Origin of the sequence: Streptomyces sp. NPDC004065 (genome assembly GCF_044903565.1) — a bacterium.
GTDB lineage: Bacteria > Actinomycetota > Actinomycetes > Streptomycetales > Streptomycetaceae > Streptomyces.
Map to the genome: position 1 here is coordinate 57,391 of NZ_JBJDQT010000006.1, position 20,473 is coordinate 77,863.

The following is a 20,473-nucleotide window of genomic DNA, read 5'->3' on the forward strand; positions in this document are numbered from 1 at the left end:
TGATCTCGTGACCGCTGTCAGGCTCGGTGGGCGCTCGACGTGAGGCGGTCGGCGAGTGCGATGACCAGGTCGCGGAGTTCCTCGGGGCGCTCGATGACGAACGGCCGGTCCAGTGCCGCGAGGAGCGGAGGCAGCCAGTCGAGCCGCTCCACCCGCAGCTCGACGCGCAGCCAGCGCCCGTCCGCCCGGTCCTCGCCGGCTGGGGGCTCGTGCTCCTGAAGGCTCGCGACGCCGGCGGGAAGGCGGGCGCGGATCTGCTCGGGTGTCCCCTGGATCCGCAAGGTCACCTCGTGCCGGTACCCGGCCGTGGCGAATCCCGACAGCACGCGCTGAGCGGGAGCGGGACCCGCGGGCGCTTCGAATGAGCCGGGCAGGGCCCGCGCGTCCGCGATGCGGTCGAGCCGGAAGGTCCGGTCCTCGCCGATCCCGGCGTCCTCGCCCGTGACGTACCACCGGCCCGCATGGGCGACGATCCCGTACGCGTGCAGTGTGCGTTCGCTGCGCCGTCCGTCACGGTCGGTGTAGCGGATCGAGACCGGCCGGCGGTGGCGCACCGCATCGGCGACGGTGAGCAGGACCCCGGCGTCCGGGGTGTCGAACTCGCCGGGCTGATCCGTGAAGGCGAGAGCTTCCAGCAGTGTGTCGAGCCGACGGGCGATGTGCCGGGGCAGCACCCGACGGATCTTCGCCGACGCCGTCTCGTTCGCCGTGCGCTCCGCCGTCGTCAGGCCCGCCCGGCGGCCGGCGACCAGGCCGAGCAGCACGGCCAGCGCCTCGTCGTCGTTGAGCATGAGCGGGGGCAAGCGGTACCCGGGGGCGAGCCGGTACCCGCCGTAGCGGCCGCGCACCGATTCCACGGGCACGCCGAGGTCGATCAGCTGGTCCACGTACCGGCGCACGGTACGTCCTTCGACGCCGAGCCGGCCGGCGAGTTCGGCCACCGTCCGGGTGCCGCCCGACTGCAGCAGCTCCAGGAGGGTCAGCACGCGGCCGGTGGGACGAGGCATTTTCGCAGCCTAACCCGCATACAGGACCGATTCTGTCCCCTATTTCTCCTAACGTGCGACGCGTACCCCTCCATGACGGTCAAGGAGATTCCCATGAACTTCGTCTCGGTCCGCATCATCACCGGCGACGTGGCGCGCCTGGTCGAGTTCTACGAGCGCGCCACGGGGGCGCGGGCGACGTGGGCCACCGAGGACTTCGCCGAACTCAGGACCGCCGGCGCCACCCTCGCGATCGGCAGCACCCGCACCGTCCCGCTGTTCGCCCCGGGCTCCGCCCGCCCGGCGGACAACCACAGCGTGATCATCGAGTTCCTCGTCGACGACGTGGACAGCGTCTACGACAACCTGACCGGCTTCGTCACCGACTTCGTGACCAAACCGACCACGATGCCCTGGGGCAACCGGTCACTGCTGTTCCGCGACCCCGACGGCACCCTCGTCAACTTCTTCACCCCCGTCGCCCGGGAGGCCGTCGGAAAGTTCGCCCGCTGACGCCACGCACAGCCACTCAGACGTAAGCCTCGCGCTGTCCCGTCTCAGCGAAGGCGAACCACGTCGAGGCCGTGACCAGCGACGGGTCCTCTTGAGTGAGAGGCGGCGCGGCCTGGCGTCCCGCTCAGTCCGAGGATCGCGCGCCCTGCGCTGCTTCGCCCTCGGCAGCGAACTCGTCGAGGAGCTCGAACAGGACCTTGATCGCGTGCTGTTCGTCGTGGGCCGGCGCGTATTCGACACTCTTGCAAGCGGGGTGCTTGCAATTGTTAGCGATGGTGGTGCATGGTGGAGGCATGGCATCGCTCAACGTCGGCAATCTCGGTGAGTACCTGCGCGAGCAGCGGCGCAACGCGCAGCTGTCGCTGCGGCAGCTCGCCGATGCCGCCGGGGTGTCCAACCCGTATCTGAGCCAGATCGAGCGCGGGCTGCGCAAGCCGAGCGCGGAGGTGCTGCAGCAGGTCGCCAAGGCGCTGCGGATCTCCGCCGAGACGCTGTACGTGCGGGCCGGCATCCTCGACGCCGAGCGGGACCGGGACGAGGTGGAGACCCGCGCGGTCATCCTCGCCGATCCCTCGCTCAACGAGCGGCAGAAGCAGGTGCTGCTCCAGATCTACGAGTCCTTCCGCAAGGAGAACGGCTTCGGGATCACCAAGACGGACGACGAGGCCCGCGCGGCGGGGCCGGACGAGGCCGGGGAACGCGCCCAGGACGCGCCCGGCGCCGCTCCCGCCGAGGACGGCGGCACCGGCGGTACCACAGACACCGGCGGTACGGGCGACGGCGACGGGGACATACCTCCCGCCGCCCCCGCCCGGCGACGCCGTACCCGCACGTCCGGCGGCAGTGACGCCGATCCGCGGCGGACGGCCGGCTGAACCGGCCCGCGGCCCGCACATCCGGCACCGGCCGGGCGGCGGCCCGTCCACCGCGGCACACCAAAACCCTCACAGCGAAAGCGATCCGGGAGGACCGTCACCATGGCCATCACCGATGACCTGCGCAAGACCTTCAGCGACCCGACCCCCCTCTATTTCGCCGCCGGCACCGCGGACCTCGCCCTGCAGCAGGCCAAGAAGGTGCCCGCCCTCGTGGAGCAGCTGCGCGCCGAGGCGCCGGCCCGCATCGACGCGGTGCGCAACACCGACCCGAAGGCCGTCCAGGAGCGGGCCGCCGCCCGCGCCAAGGAGGCCGGCGCCCGCGTCAAGGAGACGCAGGCCACCTTCCAGGCGAAGGTCACGGAGTTCTTCAACTCCATCGACTCGGACCTGAAGAAGTTCGGCACCAACATCGACGCCGACCTCAAGAAGCTCGGCGAGTCCGCCCAGGACCTCGCCCTGCGCGGTGTCGGCGTCGCCGCCGAGTACGCCGTCAAGGCCCGCGAGACCTACGAGAAGGTCGCCGAGCACGGCGAGCAGGCCGTGCGCACCTGGCGCGGCCAGGCCGCCGACGGCATCGAGGAGATCGCCGAGGAGGTCGAGGAGCTCGCCGTCGCCGTCGAGCCCAAGGCCGAGCCCAAGACCGAGCCGGTCGAGGTCAAGGAGGACAGGCCCGCCGCGGTCACCCCCGTGGGGGTCGAGCCGGTCGAGGCCAAGCCGGAGCCTGTCGGGACGAAGAAGCCCGTGGCGAAGAAGACCCCGGCCGCGCGCAAGGCCACGCCCGCGGCGAAGAAGCCCACCCCGCCCGCCAAGTAAGCGGGGCGGCAGGAGCGGCGGACCGGGCACCCCTGGGGTGCCCGGTCCGTTCTCCGGGTACGGTGACCGCACAGGAGTCGGAGAGAACGGGCGGTGGACAGCATGCTGATGTTGGGCTTCGCGGGGTTCCTGGGGATCTTGAAGATCCTGCTCATGGCCCTCGCCGCGTTCGGGCTGTGCGACGCCGCCTTCCGGCGCGAGGACGCCTTCCGCGCGGCCGACAAGCAGAACAAGGTGTTCTGGATCGTCATCCTCGCCCTGGCGCTGGTGGTGAGCTACTTCTTCTCGATCCTGTCGTTCCTGCCGGTCATCGGCGTGATCGCGAGCATCGTGTACATCGTGGACGTACGCCCCGCGCTGAAGCAGGTCTCGGGCGGCAGCGGCTGGGGCCGCCGCGGCAGCAGCAGCGACGGCCCGTACGGGCCCTACAACGGCGGGCGGTGAACCGGCGGAGGCGCCCCAGGCACCTTTCCGCCGGGGCCGGCGACGACCCGGCCACGTCCGCCACGTCCGCGCGCTGGAGCCACGCCGGCGGTCCTGTGCCAACGGGTGCCGGCCCCGCGCGAACGGGAGCCGGTCCTGTGCGAACGGGAGCCGGTCCTGCGCGCCCGGGCGCCGGTCCTGCGCGAACGGCCGCCGGGCGTGCTACGCCCGGCGGTCCAGCAGGACCACCGCCACGTCGTCCGTGAGCTCGCCGCCGTTGAGCTCCCGGACCTCGTTCACCGCCGCCCGCAGCAGATCCTCGCCGCGCAGGCCCTCGGCGAGCTGGCGGCGGACCATCTCGACCATGCCGTCCTGGCCCAGCCGCTCGCCCTCCTGGCCGATCCGGCCCTCGATCAGGCCGTCGGTGTAGAGCATCAGGCTCCACTCGGCGCCCAGCTCCACCTGCATCCGCGGCCAGCGGGCGCCGGGCAGCAGACCGAGCGCGGGCCCGTTGTTCTCGTACGGCAGCAGCCGGGCGGGCCGGCCGGGGGTGATGACCAGCGGTGACGGGTGGCCCGCCAGGCACAGGCCGGCACGGCGCCCGTCGGGCGCTATGTCCACCGTGCACAGCGTCGCGAAGATCTCGTCGTCGGCGCGCTCGTGCTCCAGCACCTGCTGGAGCGTGTCCAGCAGCTCGTCCCCGCACAGGCCCGCGAGCGTCAGCGCCCGCCAGGCGATGCGCAGCTCCACGCCGAGCGCCGCCTCGTCGGGGCCGTGCCCGCAGACGTCGCCGATCATGGCGTGCACGGTGCCGTCGGGCGTGCGGACGGCGTCGTAGAAGTCGCCGCCCAGCAGGGCGCGCGAACGGCCGGGACGGTAGCGGGCGGCGAAGCGCAGCGCGGAGCCGTCCAGCAGCGGGGTCGGCAGCAGACCGCGCTCCAGACGGCGGTTCTCCTGCGCGCGCAGCCTGCCCTCGGCGAGCCTGCGCTCGGCCGTCTCGGACCGCTTGCGCTCCACCGCGTACCGGATGGCGCGGCTCAGCAGCCGTCCGTCCAGCTCGTCGCGGAACAGGTAGTCCTGGGCGCCGACGCGCACCGCCTCCGCGCCGCGCTCGGCGTCACCGGACGCGGTCAGCGCGAGCACGGCGTGCCGGGGCGCGAGCTCCAGCACGTGCTTGAGCACGGCCAGCTCGTCGTCGCTGCCGGAACCGGCCCGGCCGGGGGCGGGCAGCGCGAGGTCCAGCAGGATGCAGTGGACGTCGTCGGTGAGCAGCCGCTCGGCCTCGGTGAGGTTACGGGCCGTGCGCACCCGGATCGGCTTGCCGGACGCGTCCAGCAGTTCGGGCACGATCGGCGAGCCGCCGGGATCGTCCTCGATCAGCAGCAGCGTGAGCTGCGTACCGGCGGTGTGGCCTGGGGTGCGGTTGTCGGTCTCGACCGTGACTTCCTTCTGCGGGGCCTGTGCTGTGGAGGGGCCGCCGCCGTGGGAGACGGTCTGCGCCTGCTGACCGCTCTCCGCGGCCGGGATCGCTCTCTGCCGCGGTACGGGCACGGGCATGGTCCTGGATTCCTTCCCTCCCCCCGAGGGCATGGCGGGCACGAGGGACCTCGCCCCACCGACGGGGACCATAGCGGTAGTCGGCGGGGCAGTGGAATGGTCCGGGGCCGTCCACGCTGTCTTCGGCCACTGTCATATGCCGCGATCCCTACCGGAGTTGGACAGGCCGCCCCCGGGGCCGGGATGACGAAGCTCACGCGCGCCGGCGGCCGGCGGCCGGATCCGGTGCGATGGGTCACATGGCCCAGGTCACGGCCGCCCACGCCGGGCGGAAGCCGGGTGTCCCTCTCATGCCGTGCCCGGTGGGAGCCGGGTGTCCCCCTCGTCCCGCGCCCGGTGGAAACCGGGCGCCCCGTCACTCCGCGTCCGGCCGGACGACGCCCAGGATCGGCATGGTGCCCGCCCCGGCGAGCGTGACCGTGCGGCCCGGCCGCGGGGCGTGGACGATCGTGCCGTCGCCGACGTACAGGGCGACGTGACTGGCGTCGTCGAAGTAGATGATCAGGTCGCCCGGCCGCATGTCCTTGACGTCCACGTGCCTGAGCCGCTTCCACTGCTCCTGCGAGGTGCGGGGGATGGGCCGGCCGGCGGCGGCCCAGGACTGCGAGGTCAGCCCCGAGCAGTCGTACGACTTCGGGCCCTCGGCGCCCCACACATAGGGCTTGCCGATCTGGGCGGTGGCGAACTCCACCGCCTTCCGGCCCGCCTCGGAGGCCTTGCCGCGCAGGTCCTTGAGGATGCCGGTGTCCAGCCAGGCCGTCTGGGCCCGCTCGGCCGCCTCCCGCTCGAGCCGGGCCAGCCGCTCCCGCTGCCGCTTCTCCAGCCTGGCCTCGAGCTTCTCGGCCTCCTCGACCCGCCGCTCGACCTCCTTCTTGGCGGCCTCCTTGGTCTTGCGGTTGGCCTCCAGCCGCTCCCAGCGGTCGGCGGCGTCGTCCGCGAGCCGCTTAAGGTCCTGCTCGGCGCGGGCGGTCTGCGCCATCAGTCCCTCGGCCGCCCGCTCGCCCTCCAGCACCCGGCCCGCCCCGTCGAGGAACGTCTGCGGGCTGTCGCTCAGCATCAGCCGGGCCGCGGGCGGCAGGCCGCCGGTGCGGTACTGGGCGCGGGCCGCGGCGCCGGCGAGGTCGCGCAGCCTGTCGAGCTCCTGCTGCTCCTCGGCGATCCGCCGGTTCAGCCCGGCCAGCTCGGCGGACTGCTTCTTCGCCTTCTCCTCGGCGGCGTTGTACGCGTCCGTGGCGACGGCGGCGTCGTGGTACAGCTTGTCCAGCCTGGTGCGTACGGCCTGGAGGTCCTTGTCCGGCACGACGGTCACCGAGGCGGACGCGGGCGGCGAGGCGGAGGCCGAGGGCGAGCCGGACGCGGACGGCGCGGGCGCCGGATCGGGCCGCGCGCTCGCGAACGCCGTACCGGGTGCCGCCAGCACGGTGACCGCGCAGACCACGGTCACGGCCACCGAGAGCAGACCGCTCCTGCCCCGTTCCATACCCAGCCCCCACATCCGTCACAGCGTCATAGCTGATTTACCGTCAGTAACTTACGGTCGCCTGGGGGATCGTGCCACGTCGCGCGCCGAAACGACAGGGGACGCAACCACCGAAACCGCCGCCGAAACGACTCTCCCCGCCCCCGCCTTCCGCCATGACGATCTCCCGGCCTGTGTGACGAACGGCTCACACCATTCGTTCCCCGCAGGTCGGACGGGGTGCGCCGGTCGGCGCCGCGGCGCCGACGGGGCAGGGCGGCGGCGCCAACGGTCGGGGCAGCAGTGCCAACGGCCAGGGCGGCGACGCCAACGGTCAGAGCAGCGGCGCCAACGCCTGCCAGGTCACCGTCACTTCGCCCTGCCGCCAGCGCGCGGGCCCGTCCGTCACCGGCCAGTCCGCGGCGAGGTCGCGCACCGCGCGGATCCAGCGCTGCCGGGCACCGTAGGAGGCGTAGGGCGCGGCGGCGGCCCAGGCGCGGTCGAAGTCGCGCAGGAAGGCGTGCACCGGCTCGCCCGGCACGTTGCGGTGGATGAGCGCCTTGGGCAGCCGCTCGGCGAGGTCGGACGGACGCTCCAGCGAACCGAGCCGGGTGGCGAAGGTGACCGTGCGGGGGCCCTCCGGGCCGAGCGCCACCCACACGTGCCGCCGGCCGATCTCGTCGCAGGTGCCCTCCACGAGCAGTCCCCCGCGCGTGTGCGCGCCGGCCGGCGCGAGCCGGGCGCACAGCCGCTCCCAGACCGCGGCGACCTCGCCCTCGTCGTACTGGCGCAGCACGTTCGCCGCCCGGATCAGGTGCGGGCGGTGCGGGACGGGGACCTCGAAGCCGCCGTGCCGGAAGGCGAGCCCGTCGCGCTCGTAGGGCCTGGCCGCCGCCACCCGGGCCGGTTCTATCTCCACCCCGACCATCCGCGTGCGCGGCGCGACGGTGCGCAGACGGTGCAGCAGCTCGACGGCCGTCCAGGGCGCGGCGCCGTAGCCGAGGTCGACGGCGAGCGGATCGGCGGCGCGGCGCAGCTCGGCGCCGTGCGTCGCCGCGATCCAGCGGTCCATGCGGCGCAGCCGGTTGGGGTTGGTCGTCCCGCGCGTCACCGTGCCCACCACCTGGCCGCCCCCGCTCGGACGGGGCCGGGAGCGGTGCGGGGGCGCCGGGCGGGATGTCATGGATACGAGGGTATGGGGCGGGCACCCGGTGCCGTACGCAGTCGTGCACCGGCACGCGCCCGGGCGCCGCCCGCACCCCGTACGCAGTCGTGTGCGGCACCGTCCGGACGCCCTGCGCCCTGCGCCCTGCGCCCTGCGCCGGACGCCGCGCAGGTCGCACCCGGCCGCACACCCCCCAGACGTCGAACGGTTGAGCGAGGATGGGCAATGATTGGGCAAAGGAACCGCCGACGGGAAGGGGTCCGCCCCGCCGGGCGTTGCTCCTTCAGGGGCACTCAGTGCCCTGCGTCCGGCATGCCCGCAGCGAGGAGGAACGCCACGTGAGCCATTACGTCAGCAGGCTCGGGCGGCGCTCCCCGGCGGTACCGCCGCGGCTGCGGCTGCACCGGCGGCCCCGGCGCGTGGCCATGCTCTCCGTGCACACCTCCCCCCTCCACCAGCCCGGCACCGGTGACGCCGGCGGCATGAACGTCTACATCGTGGAGCTCGCCCAGCGCCTGGCCGCCCAGGGCGTGGAGGTGGAGATATTCACCCGGGCCACCTCCGGCGGCCTCCCGCCCGCCGTCCAGCTGGCACCCGGTGTCCTGGTCCGGCACGTCGACGCGGGCCCCTACGAGGGCCTGGCCAAGGAGGACCTCCCGGCCCAGCTGTGCGCGTTCACCCACGGCGTGATGCAGGTATGGGCGGGCCACCGCCCCGGGTACTACGACCTCGTGCACTCGCACTACTGGCTCTCCGGCCACGTGGGCTGGCTCGCGGCCCAGCGCTGGGGGGTGCCCCTGGTGCACGCCATGCACACCATGGCCAAGGTGAAGAACGCCAGCCTCGCCGACGGCGACACCCCCGAGCCCGCCGCCCGCGTCATCGGCGAGACCCAGATCGTCTCGGCCGCGGACCGGCTGATAGCCAACACCGAGGAGGAGGCGGCCGAGCTCGTACGGCACTACCGCGCCGACCCGGCCAAGGTCGCCGTCGTCCACCCCGGCGTCAACCTCGCCCGCTTCCGTCCCTTCCCGGCGGCGGCGCCCCCGCTCCACGCGGGTTCCGCCGGCCCGCTCGCCCTGCCCGGGCCGGCCGCCCCCGCGGGCCGCGCCGGCCTCGTGGGCCGCGCCGCCCCGGGCGACGACCCCGGCGGGCACCGTCCGGAGGACGCCCGTGCCGCCCGCGCGGCCGCCCGCGCCCGCCTCGGCCTGCCCCGGGACGCCCTCGTCCCGCTCTTCGCCGGCCGCATCCAGCCGCTGAAGGCGCCCGACGTGCTGCTCAGGGCCGTCGGCGTGCTCCTGGACGAGCGGCCCGAGCTGCGCTCCCGCATCGTCGTGCCCGTCGTCGGCGGCCCCAGCGGCAGCGGCCTCGCCAAGCCCGAGGGCCTGCAGAAGCTGGCCGCCCGGCTGGGCATCGCCGACGTCGTACGGTTCCGCCCGCCGGTCGGGCAGGACCAGCTCGCCGACTGGTTCCGCGCCGCCTCCGTGCTGGTCATGCCCTCCTACAGCGAGTCGTTCGGCCTGGTCGCCATAGAGGCGCAGGCGGCCGGGACGCCCGTGCTGGCCGCCGCGGTGGGCGGTCTGCCGGTGGCCGTGCGCGACGGCGAGACCGGCTTCCTGGTCCAGGGCCACGACCCGGCCGACTACGCGCGCGTACTGCGCTCCTTCGCCGACGACCCCGGCCTGTCCGACCGGATGGGCGCCGCCGCGGCCCGGCACGCGCAGTGCTTCGGCTGGGACGCCTCGGCCGCGGCCACCGTCGACGTCTACACGGCGGCCCTGCAGTCCCACCGGCGTCGCGTACGCTCCCACCATGGGTGAGGCCATGGCAGACGAAGAGCAGCGGCGCGCGGCGGAGGTCATCGAGGGCGTCCTGAAGGACGCGGAACTGGAGTGGGAGAGCCCCGAGTCCGGCACCTACGTCGTCAAGCTCCCCGGCACCCGCAAGCTGTCGACCACGCTGTCGATGATCGTCGGCCGCCACTCGCTGTCCCTCAACGCCTTCGTCATCCGCCACCCCGACGAGAACGAGTCCGGCGTCCACCGCTGGCTGCTGGAGCGCAACCTCAAGCTGTACGGCGTGAGTTACGCCGTGGACCGGCTCGGCGACGTCTACGTCACCGGGCGGCTGCCGCTGGCCGCCGTGACCGCGGACGAGGTGGACCGGCTGCTCGGGCAGGTCCTCGAGGCCGCCGACGGCAGCTTCAACACCCTGCTGGAGCTCGGTTTCGCCGAGGCGATCCGCCGCGAGTACGCCTGGCGCGTGTCGCGCGGCGAGCCGACGCGCAACCTGGAGGCGTTCACCCATCTCACCCAGCGCCCGGCGGACTGAGCGTCGGCGCGCTGAGCGGCCGGTGGTTGGGGCGCCCGGCGCCCGGGGGCCGAGCGCACGATGAGCCCGCGCACGCCCCACCCGCCCGTCCGCCCGTCCGGCCGTCTGCCCGTCTGCCCGTCTGCCCGTCTGCCCGTCCGCCCGTCCGGCCGTACGGCGTTCAGCGCGCGCTGAGCCGGTAGCGCCCCGGCGTCACACCGACCAGCCGCTTGAAGTGCCGGGTCAGATGCGCCTGGTCGTAGAACCCGGTCAGCGGCGCCACCTCACCGGGAGAGCGGCCCGCCAGCAGCAGCCGGCGGGCCCGCTCCACCCGGCGGGACATCAGGTACTGGTGCGGGGCGATGCCGTACGCGGTGCTGAACGCCCGTACCAGGTGGGCGGGGTGGGCGTACAGCAGCCGTGCCGCCTCCTCCAGCGCCAGCCCCTGCCCGACCCGCTCGTCGAGGAGCTCGCGCAGCTCGCGGGCCAGGCCGGGATCACGGCGCGGTCCCGCGTCCCCGGCTCCGGTGCGCTGCCGCAGATGGGCGTGCAGCCGTTCGCCGATCAGGGCCAGCCGGCTGGCGGCCTCCAGTTCGTCGCCGGGGCACGTGAGCGCGGTGTGCAGCTGTCCCACCCGGTGCCGCAGCACGGGATCGCGCAGGTCGGGACGGTCCACGGCCGGTCCGATGAGGTCCTCGCCGAGGTGCCCGGCGTCGAGGTAGAGGACCCGCTTGCGGAAGCCGTGCGGGGTGGCGGGGGAGCCGTTGTGCGGCACGTGCGGCGGCAGCAGGGTCACCGTGTCGTGCGGAGTGCCGTGCTCGTGCCGGTCCAGGTCGTACCGTACGGCGCCGTCGTCCACGATCAGCAGCGTCCAGGCCTCGTGGACGTGCATGGGGTAGGCGTACTCCGTGAAACGGGCGTGGAACACCTCCACCACGCCCGCGACGCGCGGGCGCCAGGCGGAGACGTCGTCGCCCCGGGGGGCCTGGTGCTGTCCGGCCACGCAAAAAACGTACAAGACCGGGCCGCGGGGCGTCGGGGAGTCTCGACCCATGAACGAGCAGCCGACCCCGCCCCAGCGCTTCGACACCAAGATCGCCGTACTGCTGCGTGAGGACCTGGAGTCCTGGCAGCGCCTGAACGTCACCGCCTTCCTGGTCAGCGGCCTCGGCCCGACGGTCCCCGAGGTGATCGGCGAACCGTACGAGGACGCCGACGGGGTGTCGTACCTGCCCATGTTCCGCCAGCCGGTGCTGGTCTTCGAGGGCACCAAGGAGACACTGACGGCCGCGCACGCCCGCGCCCTCAGCCGCGCCCTGCCGCGCGCCGTGTTCACCTCCGACCTGTTCGCCACGGGCAACGACCACGACAACCGCGCGGCGGTCAGGGCCGTGGCCACGGCCGCGCTGGACCTGGTCGGCCTCGCGGTATACGGCCCGCGCAACGCGGTCGACAAGGTGCTGAAGGGTGCGCGGATGCACCCGTGAGGGCCGCCCCGCCGGACGGCGGTCGGCTGCCGTCCGGCGGGGGGTGTCCGGCGGGGCGGCGTCCCGGTACGGGACCGCGCCGACCGTGCTCGCCGCCCCGGTACCGGACCGTGCCGACGTTCTCGTCGCCACCCCGGCGCCGGGGCCGCGCCGACCATGCGCGCTGCCCCGGCGCCGGACCGTGCCGACGGTGCTCGTCGCCCCGGCGTCAGACCGCGCCGACCTCGCTCGCCGCCCCGGCGACCCGACCACCCTTGGTGGCGCCGTCGGCCCCGCCGGCCCCGCTGACTCCCTGGGCTCCCTGGGTCCCCTGAGTCCCCTCGGCCCCCGCGGCCCCCTGGACCCCCTGGGCCCCGTCGGCCGGCGCCTCCTTCGGCAGGCGCCGCATCAGCACGCCGTAGCCCACACCGGCCGCCGTGCCGACCACCGCGCACGACGCCCACAGCCACGCGGCGCCGAGTCGGTCGATGACGGCGCCGGACATCAGGGGCGCGATCAGCGCGGCCACCGACCACGAGAGGGTGTAGACGCCCTGGTAACGGCCGCGCCCGTGCACCGGGGAGAGCCGGACGACGAGCCCGGTCTGGGTCGGCGCGTTGACCATCTCGCCGAGGGTCCAGACGATCACCGTCAGCGCGAAGACCCCGACCGAGCCGGCGAAGGCGGTGAGCCCGAACCCGTACCCGGCCAGCAGGGACGACACCACCAGCAGCCGTCCCGGGTCGCGGCGCTCGATGAGACGGGTGACCGGGATCTGCAGGGCCACGATCAGGACCCCGTTGACGCCGATGGCCAGGCCGTAGTCGGCGGGGGTGAAGCCGGCCCGGCCCATGGCGACCGGCAGGCCCACCGATCCCTGCTGGAAGACCACGGCGACGAGGAAGGACAGCCCGACCACGGCCATGAACCGCCGGTCGCGCAGCACGGTCCCGAGCCCCACGGAGTCCCCGCCGTCCTCCCGGCCGTCGTCGGACTCGCTCACCGGCCGGGACTCCGGAAGCTTGGCGAAGATCACGACCGCGCAGATCAGGGTCATGCCGGCCTCGATCAGGAAGCCGGCCAGGTAGCTGACCTCGGCGATGAAGCCGGCCGCCATGGAGGAGACGGCGAAACCCAGGTTGATCGCCCAGTAGTTGAGCGAGAAGGCGCGCACCCGGTCCTCGGGCCGCACGATGTCCGCCATCATCGCCTGCACGGCGGGCCGGGAGGCGTTGGAGGCCATGCCCACGAGGAAGGCGACGGCGGCGATCGCCGCGGGATCGCGGACGAATCCGAGCAGCGCGACGGACACCGCGGTGGAGGTCTGGGCCAGCAGCAGGGTGGGCCGCCGCCCGAGCCGGTCGGCCATCACACCCCCGGCGACGGACGACACCACCCCGCCGAGCCCGTGCAACGAGGCGACGAGACCGGCGTAGGAGGCGGAGTAGCCGCGGTCGAGGGTCAGGTACAGCGCCATGAAGGTGGCGACGAAGGCGCCCAGCCGGTTGACGAGGGTGCTGGTCCACAGCCACCAGAACTCGCGGGGGAGTCCGGAGACGGTCTCCCGCGCGGCACGTCTGAGACTGGCGACGGACATGGGTGACCCCCGGGATGTAAGGGCTGAAGCGGTGAACACAACTTACGAGCCCCGGTCGCGGGACGGCCACTCATTTAACAGAAGCCGTCAACCGTCGACGGGCCGTACGAGGCGCGCGTACGGGACACCGCGGGCCGCTCCCGAGGCCGCCCCCGAGGCCGGCCCGCCCGGTGTCCGCCTGCCGGGCGCCCGGGGCGGCACCACGAACGCTTGGATTAGGCTCAGAGGCATGGCCGACGCACCGTACAAGCTGATCCTGCTCCGCCACGGCGAGAGCGAGTGGAACGCGAAGAACCTGTTCACCGGCTGGGTGGACGTCAACCTCAACGACAAGGGCGAGAAGGAGGCGGTCCGCGGCGGTGAGCTGCTGAAGGAGGCCGGCCTGCTGCCCGACGTGGTCCACACCTCGGTCCAGAAGCGCGCGATCCGCACGGCCCAGCTCGCGCTGGAGGCCGCCGACCGCCACTGGATCCCGGTCCACCGCTCGTGGCGCCTCAACGAGCGCCACTACGGCGCGCTCCAGGGCAAGAACAAGGCGCAGACCCTGGAGGAGTTCGGCGAGGAGCAGTTCATGCTGTGGCGCCGCTCCTACGACACCCCGCCGCCGCCGCTGGACCGCGACGCGGAGTACTCCCAGTTCTCCGACCCGCGCTACGCGATGCTCCCGCCGGAGCTGCGCCCGCAGACGGAGTGCCTGAAGGACGTCGTCGCCCGCATGCTCCCGTACTGGTTCGACGCCATCGTCCCGGACCTCCTGACCGGCCGCACGGTCCTGGTCGCCGCCCACGGCAACAGCCTGCGCGCCCTGGTCAAGCACCTCGACCAGATCTCGGACGCCGACATCGCGGGCCTGAACATCCCCACCGGCATCCCGCTCTCCTACGAACTGGACGCCGACTTCCGCCCCCTCACCCCCCACGGCACCTACCTCGACCCCGATGCCGCGGCAGCAGCCATCGAAGCGGTGAAGAACCAGGGCAAGAAGAAGTAAGCCCGCACGATCAAGCCCCCTACCTGCGGTTTCTCCGCGAGTAGGGGGCTTGTTGTTGCGCCGGGGCCGTCGCTGGGCCGTGGCGCTTAGATACGGGTGATCGTCATGCGAACCGAAACGACGAGCGCCACCAGGGCGGCGACTGCTACGTCAGTATCGGCCCGGACGGCCAGCCAAGCGCCGCCGAGACCGATGAGCGGGAACGGCAGAGGTCGAAGGGTGAGGTCGATGCGGAGGCCTCGGCGTGGCACCATGGCCTTCTCCATGTGGGTCATGTGTTGTCCGTTCTGTAGGCGATAACCGATCCCATGGAAAGGAGAGGCCGCCCCCGTACGGGCGGCCTCTCCGGTATATCGGTGGCAGGACCTTACTTGCCGTGCGGGTGTAATAACAAACCCGCAGCTAAAGCGGTTGCTCTCCGCCCCTAACTCGCATGTTGGCTTCTCTGGGTGTCTTCACTGACGGTGGACGACCCCGGTAGGCCTTGTCTTACTTTGCCTGCAAGGAGCCGTTGGGTCATCGAACCAGAAATCCATTATTCCATTATTTCGTTGTTCCGTTGTTCCGTTGTTCCATTGAACCCGGTCCTCGGCCGGGCGGGCGGGCGAGCGGCCGGGCGGGCGAGTCGGGCAGGCAGGCAGGCAGCGTGGTCTTGTTGGAGATTCTGGATCCGAGGGAGTCTTCACGGATGACATTTACACTTTGAGTCGTCCGTGGTCTTGTTGGAGATTCTGGATCCGAGGGAGCTTTCACGGATGACATTTACACTTTGAGTCGTCCGTGGTCTTGTTGGAGATTCTGGATCCGAGGGAGTCTTCACGGATGACATTTACACTTTGAGTCGTCCGTGGTTTCAACGGGTGAGCGGCTCGCAGCGTGGGAGAAGGCAGAGGCCACAGCGTTACGGGTACGCTCCCGGCTTGACGGCATGAGGTGCGCGTACACACGGAGCGTCAGGCCAGGGTCCGAGTGGCCGAGGTACTCAGCCAGGGCCTTGATGTTCTCACCGGCGTCCAGGAGCACCGAGGCGTAGAAGTGGCGCAGCGCGTGCATGCCGTTCTCGCGCGACTCGGCGTACGGCCGACCAGGCTTCCGCTCGGGGATCACACCGGCCGAGGCGAGGGCCCGCTTCCACACCTCCTCGTTGAGCAACGTACGCCAGACGTGCCCGCCACGCGGTCCGGTGAAGATCAGCCGCTTGGTCACCGGAGGCCCGTCCGACACCTTCCATGGCAAGGTGATCTCGACCGGTGGGAATCCCTTCATGTGGGCGCGGAGAGCGTCAGCGACTGGGCCGGTCGAGTCTCTGACGTTGGACCACTGGCGCAATGCCGAGCTTCCTGACCTGGCCGATGGGCAGTTGCTCGTCCGGATCAACTGGTCGGGCCCGCGGTTGGTCGGATGGAGCTTCACCCTCCCCGAGGTGATCAATCGCCTTACCCACGCGCTCGGCGAATTTTCTCCCGGGCCAGCACCGGCCTCCGGTTAGGCGAGCGACCCGTGCGTGCCCCCATCCGTGCCCGATCGGTTGGAGATGAGCGGGAAACAACGGGGAACCACGGCGGCGTAGCCGCTACCCACCAGGTCAGCGCGCTCACAGCCTCAACGGGCGTCCGCCTACGTGGTCTTCCACATACGTGCTCCAAGCCCCAGGCAGCGGTGTGAGACCGCGTTTGAGATCTCGGTTCAGGCATGTCCGGCCGGGGACCGAAAACCGGTTGCGCCGTGGTGAAAGATGAAGGGCGTGGTCACCAAAGAACGCGCCGTGGAGCTGGTCGAGGCCCTGCTGTCGAGAAAGCGGCAGGAGTCGCCATGGATGGCAGGGCTGCCCGAGCTCGCTGTCCTCGACGTGAAGGAGCACGCGCTCGGGTGGCTGGTCACCTGGCAGTCAGTTGAGTACATCCGCAACCGTGATATCAAGAAGATGTTGGTGGGCGGCGGGCCCTACCTGGTGGACCGCCAGGATGGGAGCATCCACCACATCCCTGTCACCACATACGTCCGCGAGGGCTGGGAGAAGCTGTATCTCCAGCAGGCCAGGGGGGTCCAACCGCCCGATCCGCTGATCACGGCTGTCCAGGCACTCGTGCACTCCGACGGGATGATGGCCGCGATACGCCACCTACGGAAGCAGGCCCCCCTGCTGGGACCACAGCAGGCGAAGGCCTATGTGATGGCCCTCCTGGACGGAAACGAACCTCCCGAGGAACTGGTCAGCCTCACCCGGAGGCCGGAGGAATGTCCCCCATTGCCCATCACGATGCTGGCGGGCCCGGCTTGGTAGCGGTCAGGCAAAGACGGGGCAGCGTTGTTGAGACCACGTGCAGCGGTTGACACCAACAAGCACGAACGGCAGCGGTCCGCGCCGGACCTCAGTGGATGATCGACCCAGGCGCAAGGCCCTGTGAGAAACGTGGGAGCCGGGATCTGCGGACAGGTCAAGACGGAAGGGGGATCCTGGAGCCGTCGGGTCCCAGCCCTCGCGCAGGGCGCGTTCGATGGCTCGGGCTACGTCGGAGGGCAGTACCGGTTTCGCTTCGCGCCCGATCCAGTTGCTCGAATGGGGCTGGTTGGTGGTGACCAGGAGCGTTCTCCGCGGGGTGTCCGCATGCTCGACCGCGAACGTGCACGGCGCCCAGGCCAGACCCTGCAAGTAGGTCGGCCTGCGTCGCAGCCGCCAACGGTAGGCCGTGCCGCCCACAACGATGCGCCGTGCGCCCTTACGTCCCAGCGCCATGACTCCCCCTCGATACGGGGGATGCTAGCGACTCAGGCTTTGCCGTCCGCAGGGCATGGTCGTGCCGGACTTGTGTCAGATCACGGGGGAACCACGGGGAACTCCAGGTATCAATCTGTCCTGGTCAGAGGCTGTCGGGCTCGCTGAGTGGGCCGTCAGGGCCGAGAGAGACCGAGCGCGGACGTTGACCGTGCCCAGGACGTTGGTCCTCAGTCCCTCGACCGGATAGCGCTCCAGCAGGGGGAGGTGCTTGTGGGCGGCGGCGTGGAAGACGACGTGCGGGCGGACCCGGGCCATGAGGGCGTCCATGGCGCGGCGGTCCCTGAGGTCGCCGAGCACGATGCGCTCGTCGTCCAGGAGGCCGTGTCCGTGCAGCTCCAACTGGACGGCGTGCGGGGCGGACTCCCCGCCGGGCCGACAAGGGCCCAGCTCACCTGCCTCCCCGGCAAGGTCCAGGGGCGCGGGCCGAGCGCGCCGGCGGGGGCGGTGCCCACACCTTGAAGACGACGGTCTTCTTGTCGCTCTCCTTCCTGGTGCCGGCCTTGTTGTCGCTCTTGTCGCTGTCCTTGTCCGCGGCCGGCTTCTCCTTCTTGGCGGCGGTGGTGTCCGGCTTCGAGTCGTCCGTCTTGTCGGAGCCGCCACCGCAGACGCCGGCGATGATGCCGATCAGGACGACGAAGCCAGCCCAGGCCCGCGATCTTGCCCTTGCCCTTCTTCTTCGCCGGCTGGGGAGGCTGGGCGCCCCTGCCGACCGGGGCGGCACGGGGACTTGGGGGAGCGTGTGGACGTGCTGTGCATCCTGGGGGCATGACCAATCCCGAAGGCCCGTATGTCAAAGTGCACTTCCGGCTGGAACTCAAGGACGACTGGCCCCCGGCGGGCGTCGAGAGTCTCTGGGCCGTGGACCAGGGCGACGGCACCGTGCGGCTCGACAACATCCCCTGGTTCGTCCGGGGCATCGCCTGCGGGGACGTCGTGACCACCGAGCCCGACGAGGAAGGCGTGCTATGGGCCGGAGAGGTGGTGCGGCGTTCGGAGAACTGCACCATCCGCCTCATCGTGTTCCGTGACGGCCGCTCGGGTCCGGCGCGGCAGAGGTTCCTCAACGCCTTCGGGAAGCTGGGCGTCGACGGGGAGGGCATCGAGCGGTTCGGCATGGTCGCTCTCGACGTACCCCCCACTGCCGATCTGCCCAGGGTGCGGCGGCTGCTCGAGCACGGTGTCGCCGAGAAGTGGTGGGACATGGAGGAGGGGTGCCTCACCGCGTGGTGGCGGGCTGTTTCCGTCAGCTGACACCGTTCGTGCGGTTCGTGCGGTTCGTGCGGTTCATGCCGTTCATGACGTTCGTGTGCAAGGGGAAGCAAGTCGTACGGCCGAGCCCCCTGCTCACGGGTTGTCCGTGAGCAGGGGGCTTGTTGGTGCCGGTCCCGGCGGCCCAGGGGGAGGCCGTGCGGCACAGCGGGGTGTCGGCGGTGGGTCAGGTGCCCGCGTACACCAGTGTGTGCTCCTGGCCCAGGGACTTGGGGGTCGTGTCGGTGTACAGGGTGGTCTCGCCGTCGGACCAGCGGGTGATGAGGTCGTTGGCGGGGGCGTCGGGGGTGTAGTTGCCGGCGGCCAGGGCCGCCGCGTGCTGCCACAGGGGGCCGGGGGCGTGCAGGCGGGTCTTCGCGCCCAGGCCGGACGCCGAGGTGGCGGTGTAGGAGTCGAGCGCGCCGTCGGGGCGGCGGACCAGGAGGTCCCAGGTGGAGCGGCCGCTGAAGCTGCCGGCCGTCACCAGGGTGGCGTTCTTCCAGGCGGCGCCGGGGGCGGCCAGGCGGGTCCTGGTGCCCAGGGTGCGGGCGCCCACGTTGGTGTGGAGGGTGACCTCGCCGTTGGTCCAGCGGACCAGCAGGTCGGTGACGTACGTGCCCTTGTGGAAACGGCCGGCCGAGATCTGGGCGGCGTTCTTCCAGGCGGAGCCGGCCGGTGCCAGCTGGATCTCCTTGCCCATGCCGGACGGGCTCACGTCCTGGAAGAGGCTGACCTTGCCGCTGGGCCAGCGCACCACCAGGTCGAACAGGTCGCGGCCGGCGAAGTCCCCGCCCGTGACGGTCACCGCCCGGGCCCACGCGGAGCTGGGGGCATGGAGCCGGGTCTCGGCGCGGAAGCCGCCCTTGCCGTCCCCGGGGTACAGGGTGATCTCGCCGTCGGACCAGAGCACGACCAGGTCGCCGCGGCGGTCGCCGGTGTAGTCGCCGGAGGCCAGGAGCCTGGCGTGGCGCCAGATGGCCGCGCCGCCGGGCAGCTTGGCCTCGATCCCCCGGTACGGCGGCAGGTTGGACGGCGGCTCCCGGTCGGCGACGGCGTCGGCGAGCAGCGCGGCGGCGTCGGCGCCGAACGCCGGGGCGTAGCTGATGTAGTCGACGTTGGCGTCGTTGCCGCCGCCGTTGTAGCCGCCGAGGTTGCCGATGACATGGCCGGTGCGCGCGTCGTCGCGGTAGTCGGTGATCCACGGGCTGCCGGACGTGCCGCCGTAGTAGCCGCCGCAGGTCATGGACATCTGGCGGTAGCCGGGGAGTTGGGTCGTCGGCACGGTGCACTTGATCGCCCGGCCGGCCTCGTTGCCGTACTTGCGGGCGGGGTAGCCGACGACGGTGACGTTCTTGTTGGCGTAGCCGGCCGGCCTGGTGAAGGTCAGCCCGCCGCCCACGGCGTCCTGGAGCTGCTGCCCGCGCTGGTTCGCCGACACCCGGGCGAAGGCCGTGTCCAGGTCGGACCACGGCTTCCTGGTCGTGGAGGATCCCTTGTCGGGCACGTAGCGGGGGTCGACGAAGACGCGCTGGACGTGGAAGATGCCGTACGGCTGCTGGTCGGCGGCCGCGCCCTTGACGAACTTCGGTACGAAGACGTAGTCGCCGCGGATGCCGAGGGCGCAGTGGGCGGCGGTGAGGATCACGTTCCTGGCCGGGGTGTCGATGACGCTGCCGGTGCACCGCCAGTCGCCGCCGTTCGGGCCGCCGGAGCCGAAGAAGGTTCCCACGAGCGGCGTGCCCGCGAACAGCGTCCCCTTGGGCCTGGCCGGTCCGCCCTTCCCCGCCCGCACGCCCGGACCGGAGCCGGTGGCCGGTGCGGCCCGGCGGTCGTCGAGCGGCTGGGCCTCCGCCATGCGCCGGGCGGTCCACTTGTCGGCGGCGGCCCGGGCCTCCCGCCCCGCGGCGGGGTCGGCGGGGGACGGAGAGACGACGGGGGAGGAAGAGGCGGAAGGCGTGGGCGGGTTGGGCGGGGAGGAGTGCGAGGGCGACGGCGGGGGAGCCGGGGGGCCGGCCCACGCGGCCGGCGCCGTGGTGCCGAACGCCGCCGCCGCGCACAGGGCGAGGGCGGCGATCGTCGTCGGACGTCCGCGGAACGAGAACACATCCACTCCAGTCGGGGCGTCAGGCCCACGACAAGACGACGGACGGTTCGGCATCGGCCGGTACCGCGACATCCCGCGAGCGCCCGGCCTGGTCAGGACCGGAACGTTCCCGCGGATCCCCCGTGGATCCCTTGACTCACGAATCGCATGCGCCACCGGTCGGTGGCAGCACGGATGATCTTCG

General features: G+C 72.1%; 20 protein-coding genes and 1 pseudogene. 10 read left to right on the forward strand and 11 right to left on the reverse strand.

Annotated elements, in window-relative coordinates; genetic code table 11:
* Window positions 1–17: 17 nt before the first annotated feature.
* Window positions 18–1,007, reverse strand: a complete 990-nt coding sequence (locus ACI2LW_RS09860; RefSeq protein WP_404730669.1) for a helix-turn-helix transcriptional regulator — start codon at window positions 1,005–1,007, stop codon at window positions 18–20.
* Between the two features lie 93 nt (window positions 1,008–1,100).
* On the opposite strand from ACI2LW_RS09860, the gene ACI2LW_RS09865 reads away from it, so the two are divergent.
* The 4 genes from ACI2LW_RS09865 (at window position 1,101) to ACI2LW_RS09880 (ending at window position 3,634) form a co-directional block, all read left to right on the forward strand.
* Window positions 1,101–1,499 (forward strand): VOC family protein, encoded by a 399-nt coding sequence (locus ACI2LW_RS09865; protein WP_404730670.1) that lies wholly within the window; start codon window positions 1,101–1,103, stop codon window positions 1,497–1,499.
* Between the two features lie 293 nt (window positions 1,500–1,792).
* Complete coding sequence (locus ACI2LW_RS09870; protein WP_404730671.1) at window positions 1,793–2,374, forward strand: helix-turn-helix domain-containing protein; 582 nt, start codon at window positions 1,793–1,795, stop codon at window positions 2,372–2,374.
* Window positions 2,375–2,476: 102 nt separating this feature from the next.
* Window positions 2,477–3,190 carry a hypothetical protein gene (locus tag ACI2LW_RS09875; RefSeq protein WP_404730672.1) on the forward strand — a complete coding sequence of 238 codons (714 nt, stop codon included), beginning with the start codon at window positions 2,477–2,479 and terminating at the stop codon, window positions 3,188–3,190.
* 102 nt (window positions 3,191–3,292) lie between these two features.
* Window positions 3,293–3,634, forward strand: coding sequence for a DUF2516 family protein (locus tag ACI2LW_RS09880; protein WP_404730673.1), 342 nt, complete (start codon window positions 3,293–3,295; stop codon window positions 3,632–3,634).
* 201 nt (window positions 3,635–3,835) lie between these two features.
* Here ACI2LW_RS09880 and ACI2LW_RS09885 read toward each other — a convergent pair whose 3' ends face one another.
* The 3 genes from ACI2LW_RS09885 to ACI2LW_RS09895 all read right to left on the reverse strand — a co-directional run bounded on the left by ACI2LW_RS09885 (window position 3,836) and on the right by ACI2LW_RS09895 (window position 7,749).
* On the reverse strand, window positions 3,836–5,170 hold the full coding sequence (locus ACI2LW_RS09885) for a PP2C family protein-serine/threonine phosphatase (RefSeq protein WP_404730674.1): 1,335 nt from the start codon (window positions 5,168–5,170) through the stop codon (window positions 3,836–3,838).
* 355 nt (window positions 5,171–5,525) lie between these two features.
* On the reverse strand, window positions 5,526–6,650 hold the full coding sequence (locus tag ACI2LW_RS09890) for an NlpC/P60 family protein (RefSeq protein ID WP_404730675.1): 1,125 nt from the start codon (window positions 6,648–6,650) through the stop codon (window positions 5,526–5,528).
* 313 nt (window positions 6,651–6,963) lie between these two features.
* On the reverse strand, window positions 6,964–7,749 hold the full coding sequence (locus ACI2LW_RS09895) for a class I SAM-dependent methyltransferase (protein WP_404730805.1): 786 nt from the start codon (window positions 7,747–7,749) through the stop codon (window positions 6,964–6,966).
* Window positions 7,750–8,132: 383 nt separating this feature from the next.
* Between ACI2LW_RS09895 and ACI2LW_RS09900 the strand changes: the two genes are divergently transcribed.
* Window positions 8,133–9,614: a glycosyltransferase gene (locus tag ACI2LW_RS09900; RefSeq protein WP_404730676.1), complete on the forward strand. Its 1,482-nt coding sequence runs from the start codon at window positions 8,133–8,135 to the stop codon at window positions 9,612–9,614.
* Between the two features lie 4 nt (window positions 9,615–9,618).
* A complete protein-coding gene (locus tag ACI2LW_RS09905; RefSeq protein WP_404730677.1) occupies window positions 9,619–10,125 on the forward strand; it encodes a YbjN domain-containing protein in 507 nt (168 codons plus the stop codon).
* Between the two features lie 160 nt (window positions 10,126–10,285).
* Here ACI2LW_RS09905 and ACI2LW_RS09910 read toward each other — a convergent pair whose 3' ends face one another.
* A complete protein-coding gene (locus ACI2LW_RS09910) occupies window positions 10,286–11,158 on the reverse strand; it encodes an AraC family transcriptional regulator (RefSeq protein ID WP_404730678.1) in 873 nt (290 codons plus the stop codon).
* On the opposite strand from ACI2LW_RS09910, the gene ACI2LW_RS09915 reads away from it, so the two are divergent.
* The gene (locus ACI2LW_RS09915; protein WP_404730679.1) at window positions 11,157–11,591 is read left to right on the forward strand and encodes a DUF2000 family protein; all 435 of its coding nucleotides are present in this window, start codon (window positions 11,157–11,159) and stop codon (window positions 11,589–11,591) included. The two genes, ACI2LW_RS09910 and ACI2LW_RS09915, sit on opposite strands and share 2 nt — an antisense overlap.
* A 208-nt stretch (window positions 11,592–11,799) precedes the next feature.
* On the opposite strand, the gene ACI2LW_RS09920 is transcribed toward ACI2LW_RS09915, so the two are convergent.
* Window positions 11,800–13,167, reverse strand: coding sequence for an MDR family MFS transporter (locus ACI2LW_RS09920; RefSeq protein WP_404730680.1), 1,368 nt, complete (start codon window positions 13,165–13,167; stop codon window positions 11,800–11,802).
* 229 nt (window positions 13,168–13,396) lie between these two features.
* Between ACI2LW_RS09920 and ACI2LW_RS09925 the strand changes: the two genes are divergently transcribed.
* On the forward strand, window positions 13,397–14,158 hold the full coding sequence (locus ACI2LW_RS09925) for a phosphoglyceromutase (RefSeq protein ID WP_404730681.1): 762 nt from the start codon (window positions 13,397–13,399) through the stop codon (window positions 14,156–14,158).
* An 86-nt stretch (window positions 14,159–14,244) separates the two neighbouring features.
* Here ACI2LW_RS09925 and ACI2LW_RS09930 read toward each other — a convergent pair whose 3' ends face one another.
* The gene (locus ACI2LW_RS09930) at window positions 14,245–14,433 is read right to left on the reverse strand and encodes a hypothetical protein (RefSeq protein ID WP_404730682.1); all 189 of its coding nucleotides are present in this window, start codon (window positions 14,431–14,433) and stop codon (window positions 14,245–14,247) included.
* 541 nt (window positions 14,434–14,974) lie between these two features.
* Window positions 14,975–15,454, reverse strand: a pseudogene (locus tag ACI2LW_RS09935) (tyrosine-type recombinase/integrase); the annotation flags it as partial.
* A 448-nt stretch (window positions 15,455–15,902) separates the two neighbouring features.
* Here ACI2LW_RS09935 and ACI2LW_RS09940 point away from each other — a divergent pair.
* Window positions 15,903–16,442 (forward strand): YrhB domain-containing protein, encoded by a 540-nt coding sequence (locus ACI2LW_RS09940; protein ID WP_404730683.1) that lies wholly within the window; start codon window positions 15,903–15,905, stop codon window positions 16,440–16,442.
* Window positions 16,443–16,970: 528 nt separating this feature from the next.
* Here the strand turns inward: ACI2LW_RS09940 and ACI2LW_RS09945 are convergent.
* Both ACI2LW_RS09945 and ACI2LW_RS09950 read right to left on the reverse strand, forming a co-directional pair.
* A complete protein-coding gene (locus ACI2LW_RS09945) occupies window positions 16,971–17,276 on the reverse strand; it encodes a polysaccharide biosynthesis protein (RefSeq protein ID WP_404730684.1) in 306 nt (101 codons plus the stop codon).
* A gap of 49 nt (window positions 17,277–17,325) precedes the next feature.
* Entirely contained in the window at window positions 17,326–17,658 is a 333-nt protein-coding gene (locus ACI2LW_RS09950; RefSeq protein WP_404730685.1) for a hypothetical protein, read from the reverse strand.
* A 44-nt stretch (window positions 17,659–17,702) separates the two neighbouring features.
* Between ACI2LW_RS09950 and ACI2LW_RS09955 the strand changes: the two genes are divergently transcribed.
* On the forward strand, window positions 17,703–18,188 hold the full coding sequence (locus ACI2LW_RS09955) for a DUF4265 domain-containing protein (protein ID WP_404730686.1): 486 nt from the start codon (window positions 17,703–17,705) through the stop codon (window positions 18,186–18,188).
* Between the two features lie 184 nt (window positions 18,189–18,372).
* On the opposite strand, the gene ACI2LW_RS09960 is transcribed toward ACI2LW_RS09955, so the two are convergent.
* Window positions 18,373–20,289 carry a trypsin-like serine peptidase gene (locus tag ACI2LW_RS09960; protein WP_404730687.1) on the reverse strand — a complete coding sequence of 639 codons (1,917 nt, stop codon included), beginning with the start codon at window positions 20,287–20,289 and terminating at the stop codon, window positions 18,373–18,375.
* Window positions 20,290–20,473 lie beyond the last annotated feature (184 nt).

Excerpts from the sequence above, each read along its gene's own strand:
- ACI2LW_RS09875 (WP_404730672.1), top strand. The coding sequence starts at position 2,477 with ATGGCCATCACCGATGACCTGCGCAAGACCTTCAGCGACCCGACCCCC.
- ACI2LW_RS09920 (WP_404730680.1), bottom strand. The coding sequence starts at position 13,167 with ATGTCCGTCGCCAGTCTCAGACGTGCCGCGCGGGAGACCGTCTCCGGA.
- ACI2LW_RS09860 (WP_404730669.1), bottom strand. The coding sequence starts at position 1,007 with ATGCCTCGTCCCACCGGCCGCGTGCTGACCCTCCTGGAGCTGCTGCAG.
- ACI2LW_RS09870 (WP_404730671.1), top strand. The coding sequence starts at position 1,793 with ATGGCATCGCTCAACGTCGGCAATCTCGGTGAGTACCTGCGCGAGCAG.
- ACI2LW_RS09910 (WP_404730678.1), bottom strand. The coding sequence starts at position 11,158 with ATGGGTCGAGACTCCCCGACGCCCCGCGGCCCGGTCTTGTACGTTTTT.
- ACI2LW_RS09880 (WP_404730673.1), top strand. The coding sequence starts at position 3,293 with ATGCTGATGTTGGGCTTCGCGGGGTTCCTGGGGATCTTGAAGATCCTG.
- ACI2LW_RS09915 (WP_404730679.1), top strand. The coding sequence starts at position 11,157 with ATGAACGAGCAGCCGACCCCGCCCCAGCGCTTCGACACCAAGATCGCC.
- ACI2LW_RS09905 (WP_404730677.1), top strand. The coding sequence starts at position 9,619 with ATGGCAGACGAAGAGCAGCGGCGCGCGGCGGAGGTCATCGAGGGCGTC.
- ACI2LW_RS09955 (WP_404730686.1), top strand. The coding sequence starts at position 17,703 with ATGACCAATCCCGAAGGCCCGTATGTCAAAGTGCACTTCCGGCTGGAA.
- ACI2LW_RS09925 (WP_404730681.1), top strand. The coding sequence starts at position 13,397 with ATGGCCGACGCACCGTACAAGCTGATCCTGCTCCGCCACGGCGAGAGC.
- ACI2LW_RS09865 (WP_404730670.1), top strand. The coding sequence starts at position 1,101 with ATGAACTTCGTCTCGGTCCGCATCATCACCGGCGACGTGGCGCGCCTG.
- ACI2LW_RS09890 (WP_404730675.1), bottom strand. The coding sequence starts at position 6,650 with ATGGAACGGGGCAGGAGCGGTCTGCTCTCGGTGGCCGTGACCGTGGTC.
- ACI2LW_RS09930 (WP_404730682.1), bottom strand. The coding sequence starts at position 14,433 with ATGACCCACATGGAGAAGGCCATGGTGCCACGCCGAGGCCTCCGCATC.
- ACI2LW_RS09885 (WP_404730674.1), bottom strand. The coding sequence starts at position 5,170 with ATGCCCGTGCCCGTACCGCGGCAGAGAGCGATCCCGGCCGCGGAGAGC.